The organism is Ruegeria sp. (genome assembly GCF_028066395.1).
Lineage (GTDB): Bacteria > Pseudomonadota > Alphaproteobacteria > Rhodobacterales > Rhodobacteraceae > Ruegeria.
In genome coordinates, this window is record NZ_JALCBM010000078.1 from 1 (window position 1) to 20,091 (window position 20,091).

A 20,091-nucleotide genomic window follows, 5' to 3' on the forward strand; every position below is an offset into this window, starting at 1 on the left:
CAGCGCCGGTGAAGGGGGTTCTAAGCATAACCAATCAAAGCCGCAAGTGGAAAAAAGGGAAAACTGAGAAAATTCGACGAATTTTCTTATTTCTTCATAAAATCAATTACTTATAATGAATTACGTGATCAGACTTTGCCAACCGAACGCTGCGAAACTCAAGGAATCGACGCCACCACGCGCTTACTCACACCTTTACCCACAGACTCAGGCGGAATCGGCCTGACGGGTACGAGCGAACGGGTTTGAAATTGGCAAACGCAAAGCCAACAGCCCGATGATAACCGCGAGATATATCAGCGGCTCGATCTGAAATCCTTTGGCCAACATCACGTAATGCAGCCCACCCAACAGAGCGACCGGGTAGACCAGCTTGTGCAGCTTGCGCCACGACGGGCCCAGCCGCCGGACCGACCAGTTGTTCGAGGTCACCGCAAGCGGCAGCATCAAGACGAATGCTGCCATCCCTACAGTTATATAGGGGCGCTTGAGGATATCCGCCCAGATCTGCCCCAGCAGTTGGACGTCCAACACCAGCCAAACCAGCAGGTGCAGGCTGACATAGGCAAAGGTCAGCACGCCGATGGCGCGGCGGAACTTCATCAGGTTCAGCCCGGCGTATCGACGTAAAGGCGTCACCGCGAGGCCAAGGATCAACAGTTGCAGGGCCAGTTCACCATATTCATGCTCAAGCGCCTTGATCGGCTCGACCCCAAGGCCCCCTGTCATTCCAAGATAGAAAAACCAAGGGGCCGGAATCGCACCCAGCAAGTACACCGCCCATACAGGGGTCTTGCGCAATATCTGGTTCACGGCCTGCATGTTGTTAATAGTTCTTGGCCAGATCCATGCCCTCATACAGGCTGGCGACCTCTTCTTCGTAACCATTAAACATCAGGGTCGGAACACGTTTGGCGAACAGCCCGCCACCGATCTCACGCTCTGAGGCCTGCGACCAGCGCGGGTGATCCACGTTGGGGTTCACATTGCTGTAGAAGCCGTATTCGCGCGGGTTGGACATGTTCCAGCTGGTCGGCGGCTCATCCTCGGTCAGAGTGATGCGGACAATCGATTTGATCGACTTGAACCCGTATTTCCACGGCACCACCAGACGCAGGGGCGCACCGTTCTGGTTCGGGATCGGACGATCATAAATGCCCGTCGCCATGATCGTCAGCGGATGCATCGCCTCGTCCAGACGCAGACCTTCGCGATAGGGCCATTCCAGAATCGGAAAGCTGACACCGGGCATCTCATCCGGACGATAGGCGGTCTCGAATGCCACGTATTTCGCACCCTCCTGCACACCGGCCATATTCAGCAGATCGGCCAGTTCGAACCCGTTCCACGGAACGACCATCGACCAGGCCTCGACACAGCGGAAACGATAGAGGCGCTCTTCGATGGTCATCTCGGACAGGATGTCCTTGAAATCGTACTCTCCGGGCCGCTCGACCAGACCGTCGATCTGAACGCTCCAGGGTTCAGTCACCAGAGAACCCGCATATCTGGCCGGATCATCCTTGCCAGTGCCAAACTCATAATAATTGTTGTAGGACGTGATCTCTTCCCAGCTGTTCGGCTCCAGCGCCTCTTGCGCGGCGGCGGGTCGCGACATCGCGGTCAGCCCGACACCTGCCAGCCCGGCCATAACCTGCCGCCGGTTCATGAACGCCGCCTTCGGGGTGACGTCGGCATGTGTCAAAGTGTTGGTCCAGCGATGCGCCATTTGGGTCTCCGTATACAGTCCACCTCGGGGTTTGAGGTAATGTCTGATAGCACAGAGCCAAGGAAACAGGCGTAACGATTGAGAGACGGGATTGTAACGTATGGCCAGACCGCAACCTGGCGGACCATGCTTCAGCCAATTCCTTCACAAATCAGCGGCTTGTAGGCAGCCGTCTTGTGTTAACCCGCCTCACAACTGCCCTTCCGTTCCGATTTCCGGACGATCTGAGTCTGTTTGTGAACGATCCAGCCTGTGTTTTTAGGCATCGGGATCGATATTGAAACTCTCACAAACACCCTCGCAGGAGTTTCTACCATGTATCGAATTCTGTCTTCTCTCGCCGTCGCTGTAGCTCTGAGCGGAGCGCAGGCCTCGGCTCAGGAATTGGCCGACATGAGCGATCTGGAATACGCGCATATCGCATATACGGCCGATGTTATCGACATCCGCTATGCTCATCTGGCGTTGGCCATTTCCGACAATCCCGCCATTCACGAATTCGCAAACACCATGATCCGCGACCATACGGCGGTGAACGCCGCCGCGCTGGGGTTGCTGGAAAAACTGGGCGCGACAGCTCAGGATAACGGTTTCAGCCAGACGCTGAATGCGAATGCTGAAAAGATCATCGACAACCTGTCGCAATTGCGCGGGGCAGAGTTCGACAAGGCCTATGCCGAAAACGAACTGGCCTATCATCAGGCGGTGAATGAACTAGTCGAAGACACCATGATCCCCAATATCGACAATGCCGAGGTCAAGGCGCTGTTCGAGCAGGGTCTGGAGATCTTCAAAGCCCATGAAGGCCATGCCGAGGTGATGGTCGAGTCGCTGAACTGATGCAGAAAGGTCTGTCACGCCGGGCGGTTCTGGGCGGTGCGCTTGCATCTGCGTCGGCGCTGAGTTTCAGCGCCCGCGCGGACGGGACGCCCGTGGTTCACGAGGTGACGATCAAACGCTTCACTTTTGAACCCGCGCATCTTCGGGTGCAGGCTGGGGATACGATCCGATGGACCAATCTCGACATCGCCCCGCACACTGCCTCAGCCGATGATATCAGTTGGGATACCGGAGAACTGAAGCAAGGTGAAAGCGCCGAAATGGTCGTCAATGACGGGATAATACTGACCTATTTCTGCGTATTTCATCCGCATATGAAGGGCTCGATTGAGATTGTCTGATACACTCCGCGTATGACAGATCCTGAATTATGCAACGAAAAGACCCGTCGATCTGGCGGGTCTTTTTGAGTTTAGTATTTAGTGCACCACGGCATCATCCGGGCGCGGTCGCTCAGAAGTACCTAGCCGGTCGCCGATGATCAGACCCTCGGCCCCGGCAGAGACCGGAACGGTTTCGCCATCCTTGATTTCACCGGCCAGCAGGGCCTCGGCCAGCGGGTTCTGCAAGGCGCGCTGGATCACGCGTTTCAGCGGGCGGGCACCAAACACAGGATCATAACCTTCGTTGGCCAGCCATTCCTTGGCCCCATCATCCAAAGCCAGCTCGATCTTGCGCGTGGCCAGACGTTTCTGCAGGCGTGCCATCTGGATATCGACGATGCCATCCATATCGGCCCGCTTGAGGCGGTCGAAAATGATGGTCTCATCCAGACGGTTCAGGAATTCCGGCCGGAAATGCGCCCGCACCGCGTCCATCACATCGCGCCGCGCCTGCGCGCTGTCTGCACCTTCGGGCAACTGGCTCAGCGCCTGAGAGCCAAGGTTCGACGTCAGGATGATCAGCGTCTGCTTGAAGTCCACGGTGCGGCCCTGACCATCGGTCAGAACGCCATCATCGAGAACCTGCAACAGCACGTTGAACACATCCGGGTGGGCCTTTTCGACCTCATCGAACAACACAACCTGATAGGGCCTGCGCCGCACTGCTTCGGTCAGCACACCGCCTTCGTCATAGCCGACATAGCCCGGAGGGGCACCGATCAGACGGGCCACCGCGTGTTTCTCCATGAACTCGGACATGTCGATGCGCACCATCGCGTTGTCGTCGTCGAACAGGAAATTCGCCACGGCCTTGGTCAGCTCGGTTTTCCCCACGCCGGTCGGGCCGAGGAACAGGAACGAGCCCAGCGGGCGGCCTTCGTCATTCAGGCCCGCACGCGCACGACGCACGGCGTTGGCAACGGCGGTGACGGCGGCATCCTGACCGATCACGCGGGAGTGCAGATCATCTTCCATCCGCAGCAGCTTCTCGCGCTCACCTTCCAGCATTTTCGAGGTCGGAATACCGGTCCAGCGTTCAACAACGCTAGCGATCTGTTCCGGGCGTACCGTTTCCTCGGCCATCATGGCGTTGCTTTCGGCGTTTTCGGCCTCAGTCAGCTTTTTCTCAAGCTCGGGGATGACGCCGTAAGACAGCTCACCCGCCTTGGCGAGGTTGCCTTCACGCTTGGCGATCTCCAGATCGGCCCGCGCCTTGTCGAGCTGTTCTTTCAGATCGCGCGCACCAGCCAGCTTGTCGCGTTCGGCCTGCCATTGGGCGGTCATCTCGGCGGATTTCTCCTGCAGGTCGGCCAGATCCTTTTGCAAGGTTTCCAGACGATCCTTCGATGCCGCGTCATCCTCTAGCTTCAGCGCCTCTTCCTCGATCTGCATCTGCAGGATTTGGCGATCCAGTTGGTCGAGCTCCTCGGGCTTGCTATCCACTTCCATGCGCAGACGCGACGCAGCCTCATCGACCAGATCGATGGCCTTATCGGGCAGGAACCGGTCGGTGATATAGCGATGCGACAGCGTCGCCGCCGACACCAGCGCTGAATCCGAGATACGCACGCCGTGGTGCAGCTCGTACTTCTCCTTAATACCGCGCAGGATACTGATCGTGTCCTCGACGGTCGGCTCAGCCACCACAACGGGCTGGAACCGGCGCGCAAGGGCCGCGTCTTTTTCGACGTATTTGCGGTACTCATCCAGCGTGGTCGCGCCGATACAATGCAGTTCGCCCCGGGCAAGCGCGGGCTTGATCAGGTTGGCGGCATCCATCGCGCCGTCGGACTTCCCAGCGCCCACCAACGTGTGCATCTCGTCGATGAACAGGATGATCTCACCGGCAGCCTCGGTCACCTCGGTCAGAACGGCCTTGAGGCGCTCTTCGAACTCACCACGGTACTTCGCACCAGCGATCAGCGCACCCATGTCGAGCGCCAGCAGCTTCTTGTCCTTCAGCGATTCCGGCACGTCGCCGTTGACGATGCGCAGGGCCATGCCCTCGGCAATCGCGGTTTTACCGACGCCGGGCTCCCCGATCAAAACCGGGTTGTTCTTGGTGCGGCGCGACAGAACCTGCATCGAGCGGCGGATTTCCTCATCCCGCCCGATGATCGGGTCGATCTTGCCCTCGGCCGCTGCCTCGGTCAGGTCACGTGCGTATTTCTTGAGCGCGTCATAGCCTTCCTCCGCCGAGGCAGTGTCAGCGGTGCGACCCTTGCGAATGTCGTTGATCGCCTCATTCAGTTTCTGCGCGGATACGGCCCCGGCCTCCAACGCGTCCTTGGCTTTGGATTTCACCATGCACAGCGCCATCAGCACGCGTTCAACCGGCACAAAACTGTCGCCGGCCTTGGTGGCGATCTTGGCGGCCTCGTCCAGAACCTTGGCGGTCTCGCCGTCCATGTAAATCTGGCTCGCATCGCCGCTGACCTTGGGGATTTTCCCCATCGCGGCATCCAGTGCCTCAACCACACGATTGGGCGCGCCGCCCGCACGAGTAATCAGGTTGCTCGCCAACCCCTGATCGTCATCCATCAATGCTTTGAGTATATGTGTGGGCTCCAGCCTCTGGTGCCCCTCGCGCAGCGCAATGGTTTGCGCGGCCTGCACGAATCCCCGTGCCCGCTCGGTGAACTTGTTCAAGTCCATGGTCTTCTCCTTTTCACAAGCGCCCCGGTGTGATGCGCCCGCTTGGCGGCACGCATCGGTCGAAGCCTCACATTCAATCTGGGAAATATCTTTGCCGGTTCAAGAGGCTAAGGCGGGAATTCCGACATTACCCGCGCGGGATGGAGTAGAGCGTGTAGCCTCCGGTCTCAGCCACCTGACGGACGTCGTACATATCCTCCAGAGACAGCGCCGCATCGCTGCGGGTGGGGCAGGACACCAGATCGGCGGTGTGGTCCAGAAAATCGACGGTAAACGCGGTTTCGCCGGTCAGTTGGCATTCGTCGTCGGCGGAGCGATAGCCACCCACGAACCGCAGATCGTCATTTGGCGGGGCCACCGCCTCGGCCACCGTTTCCGAAGGCGTTTCCTGACAGGCGGCCAAGGCCAGGCACAATACAAAGAGCTTTTTCATCACAGTCCCTTTCAAAGAATGCCGCGACCATAACACAGGAAACCCACCTTGCATGGACAGACGGCACGGAACCCGTTAGGACGCAGACGTTTGCCAAAAATGGAGCGCCCCTATGTCCGATGACCGCCTGATCGTAGCCCTTGATGTCCCCAACGCCCTGCAGGGTCTGGCCATGGCCGAGCGGCTGGGCGACAGCGTTTCCTTCTATAAGATCGGACTGGGCATGCTGACGGGCGGCGGGCTGGCGCTGGCCAATGAGCTGAAGCAGGATCACGGCAAGCGCATCTTTCTGGATATGAAGCTGTTCGACATCGGCAACACGGTGGAAAACGCCGTGCGTGGGCTGGCGCAGTTCGATCTGGATTTCCTGACCGTGCATGGCGACCCGCATGTGGTACGCGCCGCGAAAGAGGGTGCCTCGGGCAAGGACCTGAAAATTCTGGCGGTGACCATTCTGACCTCGCTGAACCGCGACGATCTGGATGCCAGCCTGTTGAAAGATGGCGACGTGCAGGATCTGGTCGTGGAACGCGCGGCAAAAGCGTTGGAAGCCGGGGCCGATGGCGTCATCGCCAGCCCGCAAGAGGCCGCCCTGATCCGCGCCCTTCCCCAAGCCGAGGGCCGGTTGATCGTCACCCCCGGTGTACGGCCTGCAGGGGCCGCTCTGGGCGATCAGAAACGTGTCGCCACCCCCGCCAGCGCCATCGGCGACGGTGCCGATCATATCGTCGTGGGTCGCCCGATCTATCAGGCCGAGGACCCCAAGGCTGCGGCGCAGGCGGTTCTTGCCGAGTTAAATTCTTTGACACATCACTGATCGGACCAAGGGAAATCGCGCATTTTCCGGACAAGGTCGGCTGGCAACCAGTTGACCTTACGTCAATTTTTGGCTCATCCGCGCCAAATCGTCCCTGTGCCCGAAAACACACATGAAAAACTCCAGTTTCGGCGGGGCGCTCTAAACCCTATCGAAATCGGGGAAATCGCGCGACTCTTGGGATGAAACACTCCCCAACGGGCCATTTCTTCCTGAGGCTCGTTACCTCCCCCCGCCGGTTTGCGGGGGGTCTCTTTTTCAGACACATCCGCACTACAATCGCAGCCGAAGGGTGCTATAAGACCCCCTCAGCACAATTGCGAAAACGTGTAGGGACGCAAATGCCCGGTCTTTGCCGAGATTGCCTGACCCGTCTGGCCGACGAACAGCGCTGCCCGTCCTGCGGCAGTCCGCGCATCAAATCGCATCCAGAGCTGTTCGATCTGACCATGGCCCATATGGATTGCGATGCGTTCTACGCCTCGGTCGAAAAGCGTGACAACCCGGAACTGGCGGATAAGCCGGTGATCATCGGCGGCGGCAAACGTGGGGTGGTATCGACTGCCTGCTACGTCGCACGCATTCGCGGGGTGCGCTCGGCAATGCCGATGTTTCAGGCCCTGAAACTCTGCCCCGAGGCGGTGGTGATCAAGCCGCGCATGTCGGTCTATGCCGCCGTCTCGCGCCAGATTCGTTCGATGATTGATGAACTGACCCCGGTTGTTGAGCCGCTGTCGCTGGATGAGGCATTCATGGACCTGTCCGGCACCGAAAAGCTGCACGGCGCCCCGCCCGCCGTCATGCTGGCGCGCCTGACCAAACGGATGAAGGAAGAGCTGGGCCTGACCGGCTCCATCGGTCTCAGCCACAACAAGTTTCTGGCCAAAGTGGCCTCGGACCTCGACAAGCCGCGCGGATTTTCGGTGATCGGTCAGGCCGAAACGGCTGCGTTTCTGCATGACAAACCGGTGCGCCTGATCTGGGGCATCGGACCGGCGGGGCAGGAATCGCTGGACCGCGCGGGCATCCGCACCTTCGCCGACCTGTTGCGCTGGGACCAGGAAGCGCTGACCGCCCGGTTCGGCGCGATGGGCTATCGGCTGTGGCATCTGGCGCGCGGGCAGGACAAACGGCGCGTCTCGGCCCATGAGCCGATGAAATCGATCAGCAATGAGACCACCTTTTTCGAAGATACCGCCAGCCTCGACATTCTGGACGGGCATCTGTGGCGCATGTCAGAAAAGGTCGCCGACCGCGCCAAGGCCAAAGGGCTGGCCGGGCGGGTGGTGACGCTGAAACTGAAACGGGCCAATCACAAGATCATCACCCGGCGCGTGTCGCTGCGCGATGCCACCCAGATCGCGGACCGGATTTACCGCACCGCACGCGGGTTATTCGATCAGGTGGGTGACCAGGGGCCTTATCGCCTGCTGGGATGTGGCCTGTCCGACCTGTGTTCCGAGGAACAGGCCGACATCTCGGGCGACCTGCTGGACCCCGGTGCCGCGCAACGGTCCAAAGCGGAACGGGCCACGGATGAGATTCGCCGCAAATTTGGAACCGATGCCATCGTGAAGGGCCGCGCACTGCGCTGAGTTACTCGGCAGCCAGCGGCAGTTGTTCCTGCCCGATATGGGCAATCTCGGAAATGACACGGCGCAGGATTGCCTGGAATTCGGCGAAATGCGCGTTGGGGGCGATGTTCTCTTCATCCATATACAGCGCGCGATCAATCTCGATCTGGATAGCGTGCTGATGCCGACCCGGGCGACCATAGGTCTGGGTCACATAAGCCCCGGCAAACGGAGTATTGCGCGCCACCCGCAGCCCGGCCGAGGCAAAGGCAGATTCGATCTGATCCACGATCACGCCCGAGGCCGAGGCCCCGAACCGATCGCCCAGAACAATCTCGGGGTGGTTGGATTTCGGCTTACCGGCCAGTGCCACCGCCTCGTGCGGCATGGAATGGCAATCAATCAGGATCGCCTGCCCGAACGCCGCCTGCGATTCGGCCAGCAGGGATTTCAGGCGTTTGTGATAAGGCCGCCAATAGGTGTCGATGCGCAGCCGCGCCTCATCCATGGTCAGCTTGCCGCGATAGATTGCCCGTCCATTGGCCACAACGCGCGGAATCACCCCCAGGCCCGAGGCAACGCGCGGATTATGCCCGTGCCGCTTGGCCCCTTGAATCAACGCCGGGTCCAGCTCATCCGCGCTGCGGTTCAGGTCCAGATAGGCGCGCGGCACCGCCGCCGCCAGCAGCGGGGCACCAAACTCGGGCGCGGGCGCAAACAGCTGATCGACAAAGGCATCCTCCGAGGATCGAATCACACTGCGATTCAACACCGTGCGCCGCAGCATCGAATCGGGATAGTCGCACCCGCTATGGGGCGAGGAAAACACAACGCACGAGGTCCGGTTTTCGGGCATATCCAATGCATAGGCTGCGTTCGGCATGATCACTCCTTGTCGGGGATCAACATAGACCGGAAAATAGTTCTTCCAAACCCCTTGATCCCCCAAACGACTCCTTTTATAGACCCCGCTACCGGCGCGGGGTTCCGCGCCCCATTTCGTTATGGGGCAGGTCACGCAAAGGGAACGTGGGCGGTTAGCTCAGCGGTAGAGCACTTCGTTGACATCGAAGGGGTCACAAGTTCGATCCTTGTACCGCCCACCATCTATTCACTGCCTCGGATTTCCGGGGCACCCGCTAACCCAGGCGCTGGCCACGTCCTTGATGAAGGCGCCGCAGATTGGAGACAGACCATGAAGGTCAAGAACTCGCTCCGCTCGCTCAAGAACCGGCACCGTGATTGCCGTGTTGTGCGTCGCAAAGGCCGCGTCTACGTGATCAACAAGACGCAGCGCAAGTTCAAAGCTCGTCAGGGCTGAGAACGGCGCATAGCCGATTTAAAGAACCGCGCCTTCGGGCGCGGTTTTTTGTTTTGGGTTGTCGCGGAAATGACATCCCTCCCCCTTATTGGCCAACGATTGGCCAAGAACGCCTTACTGGGCCAAACCTGCTGACCGTAAACCCGATGAACCGCATGTGTCGATCAGGTTGATCATTTAACCGATTCATTTAATCGGATTTCCTTGATTCCCCCCGAGAATCGTTTAATTGACCAATTCAGTCAGATTACAATCCTCCATGACATCCAACCTTGGGACATATCATGCTGAAATCCTCTACCTGCATCGCTGCCGCACTGACGGCCCTGATTGCCACCTCGGCCGCCGCCGAAGGTGAGCTGAACCTCTATTCCTCGCGCCATTACGACACGGACGAGCGTCTCTATTCCGATTTCGAAGCGGCCACCGGCATCACCATCAATCGGATCGAGGGCAAAGCGGATGAGCTAATCGCCCGGATGGAAGCCGAAGGGGCGAACTCGCCCGCGGATGTGATGTTGACCGTCGACACCTCGCGCCTGGCGCGCGCCAAGGAGGCCGGTGTGCTGCAAGCCATCGACAGCGCCGTTCTGGAAGAGCGTATTCCGGCAAACCTGCAGGATGCCGACAACGAATGGTTCGGCTTCTCGCAGCGTGGCCGGATCATCTTTTACAACAAGGACAAGGTCGCGAACCCGCCGGCCAACTATGCCGATCTGGCCAAGCCGGAATATGAAGGTCTGGTCTGCATCCGCTCGTCGACCAATGTCTACAACCAGACCCTGCTGGCCTCGATCATCACGCATGAAGGCGCGGATGCGGCCACATCCTGGGCCGAGGGCATCGTCGCCAACATGGCCCGCGACCCGCAGGGCGGCGACACCGACCAGCTGCGCGGCATCGTTTCGGGTGAGTGCGACATCGCCGTGTCGAACACCTATTACTTCGCCCGCTCAATCCGCAAGGACGTCAAAGGCCTGTCCGCCGACCGTGACATGATCGGCTGGGTATTCCCCAACCAGGACGGCTATGGCGCGCATATGAACCTGTCGGGCGGCGGCGTTGCGGCCCACGCCCCGAACAAGGAAAACGCCATCCTGTTCCTGGAATACCTGGCCAGCGATCAGGCGCAGCAGTATTTCTCGGCCGGGAATGACGAATTCCCTGCGGTCGAAGGTGTCGAACTGGCGGAGTCGGTGAAAGCGCTGGGTGATTTCAAAGCGGATGAGGTCAACCTGTCCGAGGTTGCCAAGAACCTGCCCGAGGCACAGAAGATCTTTAACCAGGTTGGCTGGAAGTAAGGCATCCACCTGACCGAGCAGTCGAAGGGCGCAGGTTTCTGCGCCCTTTTTTGTTGCCTATCATTCATAGTTGATACAAAATCCCATATATGATCTAATCTCTCACATGTGAACCATGCTCGATTCCCTTTCAGATCGCCTCGCCCACCGCCTGAATGACCTGCGACAGGCACGTGGTTGGTCCTTGGACCAACTGGCCGGACATAGCGGCATCAGCCGGGCCACCCTGTCGCGGATGGAAAAGGGTGATGTCAGCCCAACCGCCGAGTCGCTGGGCCGCCTTTGCGCCGCATACGGGCTGCCGATGTCGCGCCTGTTGATGATGGTCGAAGACAGCTTTGACGCCCGCGTCCCGTTTGAACGGCAACCCGAATGGCGCGATCCGGATACCGGATTTACCCGCCGTTCCGTCTCACCCCCTGCAACGGGGCTGAGCGGTGAGGTGTTGGAGGGCCATCTGCCGCCCGGCACGACCATCACCTATGAAACGCCCCCGAAACCGGGACAGGAACACCACCTGATCCTGCTGGACGGTGGGCTGACCCTGACAGTGGACGGGGTTGATCACACGCTCAGCGGCGGCGACTGCCTGCGCTATCATCTGTCCGGATCGACCCGATTCGAAACCGGCCCGACGCGAGGCGCGCGTTATCTGCTGGTGCTGATATGATCACCCGGCTCAACGATACCGATTTCGACAACGCGTTAGAGGACCTGACGGGCATCCTGCACAGCTGCGTGCAAGACGGGGCCAGCATCGGGTTCATCCTGCCCTTTTCGCGCGACAAGGCCCGCGCCTATTGGCAGGACCGGGTGCGCCCTGATCTGCGCGCAGGGGCGTTGGACCTGTTCGTGATCCGTGACGGTGCGCGCGTTCAGGGCACCGTGCAGCTGATCCCTGCCACGATGCCGAACCAGCCCCACCGCGCCGATGTGGCCAAACTGCTGGTTCACCCCAGCGCCCGCCGCCAGGGTCTGGGCCGCGCCCTGATGGCCGCGCTGGAAACCCAGGCGCTGGCGCAGGGCAAGACCCTGTTGGTTCTGGACACCCGCAGCTCGGACCCCTCGCGCCTGCTGTACCAGTCACTGGGTTTTCAGATTGCCGGGGAAATCCCGAACTTCTGCCGCAACCCGTTCGAAGACCGGTTGGAGCCGACCACCTATATGTTCAAGGACCTCAGCCAGACGGCCTGACCCATTGCGCGCAGAACGATGGTGACAGGCTGAACCTTCATCGTCATTCTTTCAAACAGGTTGGGTTCAGAAAGGTGGTATGGACATGGTTTACTCGGGTGGTTGCCAATGCGGCAACATTCGCTACGCGATCACGCATGAACCCATCACGGCCTATTGCTGCCATTGCACCGCGTGTCAGCAGCAATCCAGCAGCGCATTTGGTGTATCCGTTTGGTTCCCGGCGCAGGCATTTACCGTAATCCAAGGCACATTGTCGGTCCGGAAAAGCAGGACCCAGAAGCGTGAAAAGCAGTTTGCGTTCTGCCCGGATTGCGGTTGTCGCATCTATCATGCCTCTGCCGATGCACCTGAGACATTCAGCGTCAAAGGCGGGTCCCTGGATCAGATCCGAGAGATCACGCCAATCGGACATATCTGGACGCGCAGCGCTCAGCCATGGGTTCGGAAGCTCTTGAATGGTGACTGGTGCCATGACACCGAACCCGACAGCTTTGACGTTCTGATCGACCTGTTCGAACGCAGCCGGAAGGCTTGACAGCCGACGCGCCCGATGGGTGCAGCCTTGCCCTAACCGAACGCACCATCAGAACCGCAGAAAACCAAGCGGGTGACCGGCAGGCAGCGAGTCCTTATCCGCCGGGAGGATCGCCAGCCCATCGGCCTGCGCCAGCAGCGCCACGCGCCCGCTATAGGACGCGGCCATCATCCGCAGGCGGGGTCTGCCGTCGGGCGCGGTGCCGTCGATCACCACGGGTCGGTATTCCTGACGACCCGGATGGCGCTGCAACGGCTCGGCCAGAACCGCCTGTTCCGGGCTTGGCGGCGCAAGGTTCAGCCCGGCGCAGCGGGCCATCATCGGCGCGCCAATGATCTGCCAGGTCACATAGGCCGAGACCGGATTGCCCGGCAGCCCGATGTAAAGCGCATCGCCGCGCCGCCCGAACATGATCGGTTTGCCCGGCTTCATCGCCACTTTCATCACATCGGTTTCGCCGCCAATAGCGCTGAACAGGCGCGGCATGTGATCCTCATCCCCGACCGAAACGCCGCCGGTGATGACGATCAGATCGGCACTGTCGCAGGCATCGCGCAGGACCTGTTCCAGCAGGGCCGGGTCATCCTCGACCGGGCCTTTATCCGTCAGCGCGATCCACGGCTTGTCCAGCAAGGCCAGCAGCATGAACCGGTTCGAGTTGTAGATCTGACCGGGACCAAGCACCTCGCCCGGTTGGCGCAACTCGTTGCCGGTTGAAAAGATCGTGACCTTGAGCTTGCGATAGACTTCGACCTCACCATAGCCCGCCGAGGCCAGCGCGGCCGCCTCGCGCGCGCCGATCTCGCAGCCCCTTGGCAGGATCGGGGCACCGGCCCGCAGGTCTTCGCCCGCACGGCGGATGTGCTGGCCGGGTTTGGGTCGGCGGGCAAAGCGAATGCCGTCTTCGGTCAGTTCGCAATCTTCCTGCATCAGCACAGCGTCGAAACCCGCAGGCACTGGCGCACCGGTAAAGATGCGCAGGGCGCTGCCCGCAGGCGCAGAATAAGCACCGCTGTCCCCCGCCGCGATACGGCCCGCCACGGGCAGATCGTAATCCGGCCCCGCGTCCAGATCGGACAGGCGGACGGCGTAGCCATCCATGGCAGAATTGTCGAAGGCGGGCATGTCGAGTTTGCTGCTGCAATCCTCGGCCAGCACCCGACCTATGGCTCGTGCCAGTGGCAGGGTCTCGGTTTCCGTCACAGGGTCCGAGGCAGACAAGCCGCGACGCGACGCTTCCTCCACGGTCAAATACCTATGGGTGTGGCGGTCGCAGCCGCATCCATCAGCCATTCCGGGCCTCCATATAGGCAAAGAGCTCTTCGAAGCCGGCCTGTTCTGCCTCGCCGAGCTTGGGCAGATAGGCCTTGGCTTCTTCCAGATTCGAACCGGGGTCTCCGACCACCAGCAACATCACCATGCCATGACGACCATGCACGCGGCACCTGATGCCGTAGACGCCCTCTTTCTCGAAGGTCAGATCCAGCTCGGGCTCGCCGCGAATTTCAAAGACACGCGCGCCGACAGGGATCATGCGCGGAATCGCCGTCACCGTGTGCCGCCCGGTCGAGCCCTTGAAGCGCACGGTCGCCCCGGCGGGCACCTGCAGGAATTTCGGCTCGAACCGGTAGGCATGGGCCGGGGTATCTGCATTTGGGTCGATGATCTGATGCACCACGACGATTTCGGGTATATCCTCGGCCTGCGCTGCGGGCGCGAAGGCCATTGTTGCGGCCAGAATTGCCGCGCTTAGTTTCAGCGAAATAGTCATCTTTCTCTCCGGTGTTCAGGCCACGCGGCGGGGACCCCGCAGCAGATCGGCCAAGGCGCTGATCATCACCGGCAACTGCGCGCGGCGATCCGGGGCGCGCAGCTCGCTAAGTAATGTGCGGCCAATGGACATCACCGCCGGGGCGCTGTCATTGACATAGGTCAGTATCCGCTGATCGGGATTGGCCAGCAGGAAGGGCACGATGGCGGCAGCGGCCTGATCCGGGGCGATTTCGGATAACAGCCGCATCGCTGCCTGCCGCACCGGGGCCGAGGCATCGTCCAGCAGGAACCGCGCCGCTTCAGCGGTCCCGTCCCATCGGGTCAGGATATGCATGGCATCGATGCGGAAGGCGGTATCGCCGGTTTTCAACATCGCCCGCAGCTTGCCCCGCAGCGCGTCCTGCGGTGGCAGGTCGATCTGTCTCAGCAGGTTCAGCACCTGCAGGGGCAGGCCGGGATCGGAATGTGAAAGGCCTTTGGCGATCAGGTCAACAAGCTGGTCCTGATCCAGTTCCGTACCCTGATCCCTGACCGAGACGCTCAGCGCTGACAGGGCCTGCGTGGCGACTTCGGCATCCGGGTCTGTGGCGATCTGGGCTAGCATGATCTGCATACCGCGCATCTCACCCAGCAGCCGGATCGCCGCCATACGCGTTTCGCGGTCCAGTGCCTCGGCATTGTCATCCAATGCGACGCGGCGGCGTTTGGGGTGGCGGCTGGCCTTGGCCAGCAACGCCTGTTCGCGCGGGGTGAGGGGCTGGACGTCATCTTCGACCGCTTCCTGCGTCATCTCGGTTGCGATGGCCTCATGGCCCAGAATCGCACCGAGGCTGGAAGTCGGCCCATTGTCGCCTGCGTTCGAGACATCCAGCCCGGCCTCTTCCAGCGCAGCAATGTCGGTTTGGGGAACCTCCTCGGGCCCGCCCTCGGCGACCGGCACCGGGGCCAGCGCCAGAGCGAGCAGCAATTCGCGCCCCTGCTGTTGGCTCACTGGTGGGCGGTCCATATCAGTGACGATCATCGCCAGCGAGGCCACGGCTTTCAGCCGTACCGACCGGAAGGGCGAGCGACAGGCACGTTGCAACCATTCTGCCGCCTCGCACAGCGGAGAGGTCGCCAGCGCATCGACGATGGCCCATTGCAGGCGCTCGACCTTGAGATCATCGGCGGCGACCGAGAACAGCGCATTCAGCCGATCCGCCACCTGTTCCGGGGCCAATGCGGCCAGCAGACCCAGCGCCTGCGCGGATACTTCGGGCTGTTCTCCGGAGGCGAGGAAATCCAGCACTTGCCAGCGCAGGTCCTCGGGGTCGGTGATGGGTTGGCTGCGGTCCAGCCGGTCAAGCAGCGCCAGTTGCACCTTGACTCCGGGGTCGCGCATCATGCGATCCAGCAGTTCGGGTTCCGAGAAACCAGATTGCTCCAGCGCCGCAATGCGAATGTCTTCCACCGCATCGCTCAGGGCGTTTTCGACCAGCGCCGGGTCCTTGGGCATCAACGCCTGATAGGCGATCAGGCGCACCGCGCCGTCCTTGTCAGAGATAGCCTTGCGCAGAATGACTTCGGCCTCGGCACCACCGACCCCGGCCAGCGTCCGCAGGGCGCGGTGGCGCAGACGGCGGTTCGAGGACTGCGTGAACACGCCCAAGGTCGGGACCGACGGCGCGCCAATCCGACCCAGAGCCTCACAGGCGACGTCACCCAATTCCTGCCCGTCTTCATCCATCAAGGCCATGACGATGGGTTCAATCGCAGCCACGCCGCCCACCCGACCCAAGGCCCTGATGGCGGCGATCTGGATATCCAGCCAGTCGTCCCATTCGTCCCGATGCAGTTCGTCCTCGTCCCAGGTGATATCCTCGCCGCGCCCGGTGACGAGGGTGCGCAGGCAGGGCGTCGCGGCGTCAGAGTTTAACGCGCCCAGAGCGGTCACACAGGCCAGTTTAACCTCGCCGCAAGGATCATGGATCAGGTTCTCCAGCAGTTGCGGCGCGGCTTGCTGCACGCCCAGCGCACCCAGTGCCCGAGCGGCGTCCTGACGGACATCTTCGTCGTCATCCAGCAGCGCCTCGATCAGGGCCGGGTTGTTCTTGGCCCCAATGGCGGCCAGCGCCTGAACAGCGCGCAGGCGGATCACGTCATAGTCGGATTTTGCAAGCTCCGAGAACAGGCTGGTGGCTTCGTCGCGCAGGGCGGTATCGGGATGTATGTTCATCTCGGGCTGCCTTCAAGCGATGTCGCGCGGCGCAAAGGACATCGTGCGGAACGAGGTCTTGTAGGGGCTCGGCCCCAGTTTGCGCAGCTTGGCAACGCCCATCTTGTAATTGTAGTTGCCGCTGATCCAGTCGACGATCCGGCCCTCAAGCGCATTCGCAGGCTGCTGCATGTGCAGGAAGTCCATGTAGACAACGCTTTTCTTGATGGCAGGCGTGACCATGGCCACGGCGGTGATCGCCGCTTTGGTCAGTTCGATATGCCCGTTCTCCATCAGTTTCGAGAACTGAAAGTCGTCGCCTTCGACGCCCAGCAGCGTATGCTTGTTGCCCGGAACACGCTCGGAGTAGACCATCACATAGTCGCCGCTTTCGATACCACGCTGGGCCGCATCGTCGGGATGGATTTCGACCCAGTTCTCGGGCCAGCGCTGCACGATATAGGGGCGGCGGCGATCGTCGAAACCGGACTGCCAGCGTTCGTTGATGCGGCCCGAGGTTGCCCACAGCTCACCTTCGTCCTTGTTCGGTTTCAGCCATTCCCAATAGTCCGAGAACAGACCCCAGGGCGATTTCTGGATGTTGCACTTGCCTGTCTGGCTGTTGAAATGCGTCAGCTTCTTGTTGAACACATCCTTACCCGCCGCGCCGGTATCGGGCAGCGTGCGAGTTGTGTCGTGCAGACGTTTGGTCTCGATCAGCGTCACGCCATCGGCGTCCAGCATGACCGGGCATTGCACACCGTCGGTGCCGAATTCACGAACCTTCTGTTGCAGGCCCTTGCCCTCTTTCTTGGCCAGACGATAGACCGCGTGGAAGTCCTTGCGCGACCCGCGGGTAAAACGCACGGCCTCTTCGGCGACCTCGTTCGAGCTCTGCCAGTCGAACCCGTCAAAGCCCATCCGCTGCGCCAATTGCGCGATGATCCACCAGTCGGGTTTTGCCGCACCGGGGGCATCATAGAACTTCTGATACAGACGCAGGCGGCGTTCGCCGTTGGCGCGCAGAAAGTCCTCTTCGCCCCAGGTGGCCGCGGGGAACACGATATCGGCATAGCGGTTGCCGATCGGGTCCTGCAGGTAGATGTCCTGATTGATCACCACCATACCGCCACTGTCGGCGCGGGCCTTCAGCGTGTCGATCATCTCTTGCTTGTCGAAGCTGGCGATCTGGTGCGGGTTGCGGACGGTGAGTTCCTCGAACTTGTCGGCCAGTTGCTGCGAACCGCACATGGACTGAATCCAGGTGGTGCCGATCACATGGGCCATACGGGTATGACCTGCGATCAGATACCGGTCGGTATCCATGGCGCGGCGACGGCGACCCGGCAGTTTCTCGGGCGATTTGTTGCGCGGGTATTTCCCGCCCTTCACGCCGCCCCGCTGATGACCACCGGCCCGGCCAATGACCTGACCCGGACGCCCGCCACAGCCACAGATGATGCCCAGCGCGGAAATCGCCTGTGTGTTGCCGGTGTTGTTGGACCAATAGAACCCTTTCTCGATCATGATCGAGGTTTTCGGGCGCGAACCATCCGCCTTGGGTTTGGCAAGCCATTCGGCAGCGGTATAGATCTTTTGCACGTCGATCTCGGCCATGGCCGCCGCAGTCTCGGGCAGGAATTCGTCCTGCGCCAGCAGCCACTCTTTCCAGTCCTCAAACCCCTTGGTCTGGAATTTGCCCCATGTCGTGCGCCACTGCCATGGTGTGTTGCGGGTGCCTTGACCAAAACCGGATGAACTTTCCCACTTGTTGTTGACCCATTTCTTGATCCAGTCGCTATCTTCCCAGCCATTTTCCACGATGACGCGGGCAATGGCGTTGACGACCAGCAGGTCGGTGCCGGGCAGGACGTCGATATGCAGACCGCCCATTTTCTCGGCATGGGCCACCCCGGCGGATCGGCGCGGGATCAGGTAAATCTCGCGCTGACCATTCTGCATCCCCTTCATCATCCACTGGGTGTAGAGGATGGTCTTGGTCTCATACGGATCAGTGCCGCAGACCAACAGGGTTTCCGCGTCACGCCAGTCCTCATAGGACGGACCGAAATTGTCGAAACCCGCATCCCGGAACCCGGGGGTCGAGGTCACGTCGGATGGCGTGTCATGGAAAGTGAAGTTCGCCGTGTTGATATGGCGCAGCGCGTATTTCGAGATCGCATAGGTGTTCTCGATATACTGATAGCTGAAGGTCTTCACACCGTAAGCGTTGGTGCCGTGCTTGGCGATGACATGGTTGCCAACCTCAGCCGCCACATCCAGCGCCAGATCCCACGGGACCGGCATCAGCGTGCCGTAAATCCGCATCAGAGGCGTCTTCAGGCGGTCGCGTGTCGGTGTCTGCGGATTATAGCATTTCTGCGCGATGCACCCGCCCCGCAAGGAACTGTCGCCATCAGTGTTGACGGTCTTGTTGTCCTTGTCCGGGATGATCACCACGTGATGCGGCTGGCCCTTATGCAGCACGATATTGTGCTGGTTCGGGGCGACCCACGCCCCTAACGGTGCAACCGGGAAATCCTCGCCAAAAGCGTTTTCATTCGCGCCGGGACCGCCGGATTTGGCCGTCACGGGCCAGCGATAGACTTTATAACCACAGGCCACGATGCAATAGTCGCAAGCGGTCGAGATGACCTCGGCCCCCTTGGGTGGCAGCGGGACGTTGGTTTCGGGTACGTAATACGGGGTTGCCATTGTCAGTCCCCCCTCAAGCGATCAGATTGTCGTAGCGGCCATAGATCAGGCCGAACATGCCAACGGCGTAGATGTCGTCACCATCCAGTTCCAAAAGGACCTGCGGCAGCGATTGATAGGCCTGCCCCGAGACAAGGATGCCGTGGCGGGTCACGTCATAGGTGGACAGGTGCAGCGGGCACGGGCCCAACACCTTATGGTCCGGCTTATAGCTGTCATACATCGACCCGCCCTGATGGGTGCAGGTGAGGTTGAAGGCCACGACGTCCCGCTGCGGCCCGATACCCCCACCGCTTTCCACACCGGTCTTGACCAGCATCGAGTCGGAATAATCGCCCTCATCCGGATAGTAGAATTCCAGCGGCACATCCTGTTCCAACTCGGACAGTTTGCCGATCAGTTTGCGCGGATAGGTCGACACAAGCGCGGGCACCTGTTCCGCCTGACCGTGGCGGGTGGGCATGGCCACCATCACGGTAAAGGTCGTGGCCCCCGAGGCGAACAGGAACTGGCGACGGTTCACGGTGCAGGCTTTTTTCGCCTCGCCCGAACAGCTGCATCCGGTTGCGTTATGATCGGTCATGACGCTTACTCCTCTGCTGCCGCCGGAAGCGGCTGATAATC

At 60.8% G+C, this 20,091-nt stretch carries 19 protein-coding genes and 1 tRNA gene; 9 read left to right on the forward strand and 11 right to left on the reverse strand.

Going from position 1 to position 20,091, the window contains the following annotated elements:
• Nucleotides 1–207 precede the first annotated feature (207 nt).
• Both msrQ and msrP read right to left on the reverse strand, forming a co-directional pair.
• Complete coding sequence (gene msrQ / locus MPJ51_RS18765) at nt 208–822, reverse strand: protein-methionine-sulfoxide reductase heme-binding subunit MsrQ (RefSeq protein ID WP_298389891.1); 615 nt, start codon at nt 820–822, stop codon at nt 208–210.
• A gap of 4 nt (nt 823–826) precedes the next feature.
• Entirely contained in the window at nt 827–1,729 is a 903-nt protein-coding gene (msrP, locus tag MPJ51_RS18770) for a protein-methionine-sulfoxide reductase catalytic subunit MsrP (protein ID WP_298389894.1), read from the reverse strand.
• A 315-nt stretch (nt 1,730–2,044) separates the two neighbouring features.
• Here msrP and MPJ51_RS18775 point away from each other — a divergent pair, with 315 nt between their 5' ends.
• On the forward strand, nt 2,045–2,569 hold the full coding sequence (locus MPJ51_RS18775) for a DUF4142 domain-containing protein (RefSeq protein ID WP_298389897.1): 525 nt from the start codon (nt 2,045–2,047) through the stop codon (nt 2,567–2,569).
• Nucleotides 2,569–2,910 (forward strand): cupredoxin domain-containing protein, encoded by a 342-nt coding sequence (locus MPJ51_RS18780; protein ID WP_298389900.1) that lies wholly within the window; start codon nt 2,569–2,571, stop codon nt 2,908–2,910. The genes MPJ51_RS18775 and MPJ51_RS18780 overlap by 1 nt, the downstream gene beginning before the upstream one ends.
• A gap of 78 nt (nt 2,911–2,988) precedes the next feature.
• Here the strand turns inward: MPJ51_RS18780 and clpB are convergent, their stop codons facing one another.
• Nucleotides 2,989–5,607, reverse strand: a complete 2,619-nt coding sequence (clpB, locus tag MPJ51_RS18785) for an ATP-dependent chaperone ClpB (RefSeq protein ID WP_298389903.1) — start codon at nt 5,605–5,607, stop codon at nt 2,989–2,991.
• Nucleotides 5,608–5,734: 127 nt separating this feature from the next.
• Nucleotides 5,735–6,040, reverse strand: coding sequence for a hypothetical protein (locus MPJ51_RS18790; protein ID WP_298389906.1), 306 nt, complete (start codon nt 6,038–6,040; stop codon nt 5,735–5,737).
• 112 nt (nt 6,041–6,152) lie between these two features.
• Between MPJ51_RS18790 and pyrF the strand changes: the two genes are divergently transcribed.
• Nucleotides 6,153–6,857 (forward strand): orotidine-5'-phosphate decarboxylase, encoded by a 705-nt coding sequence (gene pyrF / locus MPJ51_RS18795; RefSeq protein ID WP_298389909.1) that lies wholly within the window; start codon nt 6,153–6,155, stop codon nt 6,855–6,857.
• Between the two features lie 341 nt (nt 6,858–7,198).
• Complete coding sequence (locus MPJ51_RS18800) at nt 7,199–8,452, forward strand: DNA polymerase IV (protein WP_298389912.1); 1,254 nt, start codon at nt 7,199–7,201, stop codon at nt 8,450–8,452.
• Nucleotide 8,453: 1 nt separating this feature from the next.
• Here MPJ51_RS18800 and MPJ51_RS18805 read toward each other — a convergent pair whose 3' ends face one another.
• Nucleotides 8,454–9,314: an N-formylglutamate amidohydrolase gene (locus MPJ51_RS18805; protein ID WP_298389915.1), complete on the reverse strand. Its 861-nt coding sequence runs from the start codon at nt 9,312–9,314 to the stop codon at nt 8,454–8,456.
• 148 nt (nt 9,315–9,462) lie between these two features.
• On the opposite strand from MPJ51_RS18805, the gene MPJ51_RS18810 reads away from it, so the two are divergent.
• The 5 genes from MPJ51_RS18810 to MPJ51_RS18830 all read left to right on the forward strand — a co-directional run bounded on the left by MPJ51_RS18810 (nt 9,463) and on the right by MPJ51_RS18830 (nt 12,247).
• Nucleotides 9,463–9,537 (forward strand) — tRNA-Val (locus MPJ51_RS18810).
• A gap of 89 nt (nt 9,538–9,626) precedes the next feature.
• Nucleotides 9,627–9,752, forward strand: coding sequence for a type B 50S ribosomal protein L36 (ykgO, locus tag MPJ51_RS18815; protein WP_005648635.1), 126 nt, complete (start codon nt 9,627–9,629; stop codon nt 9,750–9,752).
• Nucleotides 9,753–10,036: 284 nt separating this feature from the next.
• The gene (locus tag MPJ51_RS18820; RefSeq protein ID WP_298389956.1) at nt 10,037–11,053 is read left to right on the forward strand and encodes a Fe(3+) ABC transporter substrate-binding protein; all 1,017 of its coding nucleotides are present in this window, start codon (nt 10,037–10,039) and stop codon (nt 11,051–11,053) included.
• Nucleotides 11,054–11,168: 115 nt separating this feature from the next.
• Entirely contained in the window at nt 11,169–11,723 is a 555-nt protein-coding gene (locus MPJ51_RS18825) for an XRE family transcriptional regulator (RefSeq protein WP_298389958.1), read from the forward strand.
• Nucleotides 11,720–12,247 carry a GNAT family N-acetyltransferase gene (locus tag MPJ51_RS18830; RefSeq protein WP_298389961.1) on the forward strand — a complete coding sequence of 176 codons (528 nt, stop codon included), beginning with the start codon at nt 11,720–11,722 and terminating at the stop codon, nt 12,245–12,247. The genes MPJ51_RS18825 and MPJ51_RS18830 overlap by 4 nt, the downstream gene beginning before the upstream one ends.
• A 43-nt stretch (nt 12,248–12,290) precedes the next feature.
• Here MPJ51_RS18830 and MPJ51_RS18835 read toward each other — a convergent pair whose 3' ends face one another.
• The 6 genes from MPJ51_RS18835 to MPJ51_RS18860 all read right to left on the reverse strand — a co-directional run bounded on the left by MPJ51_RS18835 (nt 12,291) and on the right by MPJ51_RS18860 (nt 20,050).
• The gene (locus MPJ51_RS18835) at nt 12,291–12,722 is read right to left on the reverse strand and encodes a hypothetical protein (protein WP_298389963.1); all 432 of its coding nucleotides are present in this window, start codon (nt 12,720–12,722) and stop codon (nt 12,291–12,293) included.
• A 111-nt stretch (nt 12,723–12,833) separates the two neighbouring features.
• The gene (gene glp, locus MPJ51_RS18840) at nt 12,834–14,078 is read right to left on the reverse strand and encodes a gephyrin-like molybdotransferase Glp (protein ID WP_298389966.1); all 1,245 of its coding nucleotides are present in this window, start codon (nt 14,076–14,078) and stop codon (nt 12,834–12,836) included.
• Complete coding sequence (locus MPJ51_RS18845) at nt 14,071–14,556, reverse strand: plastocyanin/azurin family copper-binding protein (RefSeq protein WP_298389969.1); 486 nt, start codon at nt 14,554–14,556, stop codon at nt 14,071–14,073. Before MPJ51_RS18845 ends, glp begins: the two co-directional genes overlap by 8 nt.
• Nucleotides 14,557–14,571: 15 nt before the next feature.
• A complete protein-coding gene (locus MPJ51_RS18850; RefSeq protein WP_298389972.1) occupies nt 14,572–16,773 on the reverse strand; it encodes a HEAT repeat domain-containing protein in 2,202 nt (733 codons plus the stop codon).
• Between the two features lie 12 nt (nt 16,774–16,785).
• A complete protein-coding gene (locus MPJ51_RS18855) occupies nt 16,786–19,467 on the reverse strand; it encodes an arsenate reductase (azurin) large subunit (protein WP_298389975.1) in 2,682 nt (893 codons plus the stop codon).
• A 13-nt stretch (nt 19,468–19,480) separates the two neighbouring features.
• On the reverse strand, nt 19,481–20,050 hold the full coding sequence (locus tag MPJ51_RS18860) for an arsenate reductase (azurin) small subunit (protein WP_298389980.1): 570 nt from the start codon (nt 20,048–20,050) through the stop codon (nt 19,481–19,483).
• Nucleotides 20,051–20,091: the final 41 nt, after the last annotated feature.

What these genes read in the sequence shown, in the direction of transcription:
- MPJ51_RS18835 (WP_298389963.1), bottom strand. Translation starts at nt 12,722, where the DNA reads ATGGCACCAGTCACCATTCAAGAGCTTCCGAACCCATGGCTGAGCGCT.
- MPJ51_RS18830 (WP_298389961.1), top strand. Translation starts at nt 11,720, where the DNA reads ATGATCACCCGGCTCAACGATACCGATTTCGACAACGCGTTAGAGGAC.
- MPJ51_RS18800 (WP_298389912.1), top strand. Translation starts at nt 7,199, where the DNA reads ATGCCCGGTCTTTGCCGAGATTGCCTGACCCGTCTGGCCGACGAACAG.
- msrP (WP_298389894.1), bottom strand. Translation starts at nt 1,729, where the DNA reads ATGGCGCATCGCTGGACCAACACTTTGACACATGCCGACGTCACCCCG.
- MPJ51_RS18860 (WP_298389980.1), bottom strand. Translation starts at nt 20,050, where the DNA reads ATGACCGATCATAACGCAACCGGATGCAGCTGTTCGGGCGAGGCGAAA.
- MPJ51_RS18820 (WP_298389956.1), top strand. Translation starts at nt 10,037, where the DNA reads ATGCTGAAATCCTCTACCTGCATCGCTGCCGCACTGACGGCCCTGATT.
- MPJ51_RS18805 (WP_298389915.1), bottom strand. Translation starts at nt 9,314, where the DNA reads ATGCCGAACGCAGCCTATGCATTGGATATGCCCGAAAACCGGACCTCG.
- MPJ51_RS18855 (WP_298389975.1), bottom strand. Translation starts at nt 19,467, where the DNA reads ATGGCAACCCCGTATTACGTACCCGAAACCAACGTCCCGCTGCCACCC.
- MPJ51_RS18790 (WP_298389906.1), bottom strand. Translation starts at nt 6,040, where the DNA reads ATGAAAAAGCTCTTTGTATTGTGCCTGGCCTTGGCCGCCTGTCAGGAA.
- MPJ51_RS18780 (WP_298389900.1), top strand. Translation starts at nt 2,569, where the DNA reads ATGCAGAAAGGTCTGTCACGCCGGGCGGTTCTGGGCGGTGCGCTTGCA.
- msrQ (WP_298389891.1), bottom strand. Translation starts at nt 822, where the DNA reads ATGCAGGCCGTGAACCAGATATTGCGCAAGACCCCTGTATGGGCGGTG.
- pyrF (WP_298389909.1), top strand. Translation starts at nt 6,153, where the DNA reads ATGTCCGATGACCGCCTGATCGTAGCCCTTGATGTCCCCAACGCCCTG.
- MPJ51_RS18775 (WP_298389897.1), top strand. Translation starts at nt 2,045, where the DNA reads ATGTATCGAATTCTGTCTTCTCTCGCCGTCGCTGTAGCTCTGAGCGGA.
- MPJ51_RS18845 (WP_298389969.1), bottom strand. Translation starts at nt 14,556, where the DNA reads ATGACTATTTCGCTGAAACTAAGCGCGGCAATTCTGGCCGCAACAATG.
- glp (WP_298389966.1), bottom strand. Translation starts at nt 14,078, where the DNA reads ATGGCTGATGGATGCGGCTGCGACCGCCACACCCATAGGTATTTGACC.
- MPJ51_RS18850 (WP_298389972.1), bottom strand. Translation starts at nt 16,773, where the DNA reads ATGAACATACATCCCGATACCGCCCTGCGCGACGAAGCCACCAGCCTG.
- clpB (WP_298389903.1), bottom strand. Translation starts at nt 5,607, where the DNA reads ATGGACTTGAACAAGTTCACCGAGCGGGCACGGGGATTCGTGCAGGCC.
- MPJ51_RS18825 (WP_298389958.1), top strand. Translation starts at nt 11,169, where the DNA reads ATGCTCGATTCCCTTTCAGATCGCCTCGCCCACCGCCTGAATGACCTG.
- ykgO (WP_005648635.1), top strand. Translation starts at nt 9,627, where the DNA reads ATGAAGGTCAAGAACTCGCTCCGCTCGCTCAAGAACCGGCACCGTGAT.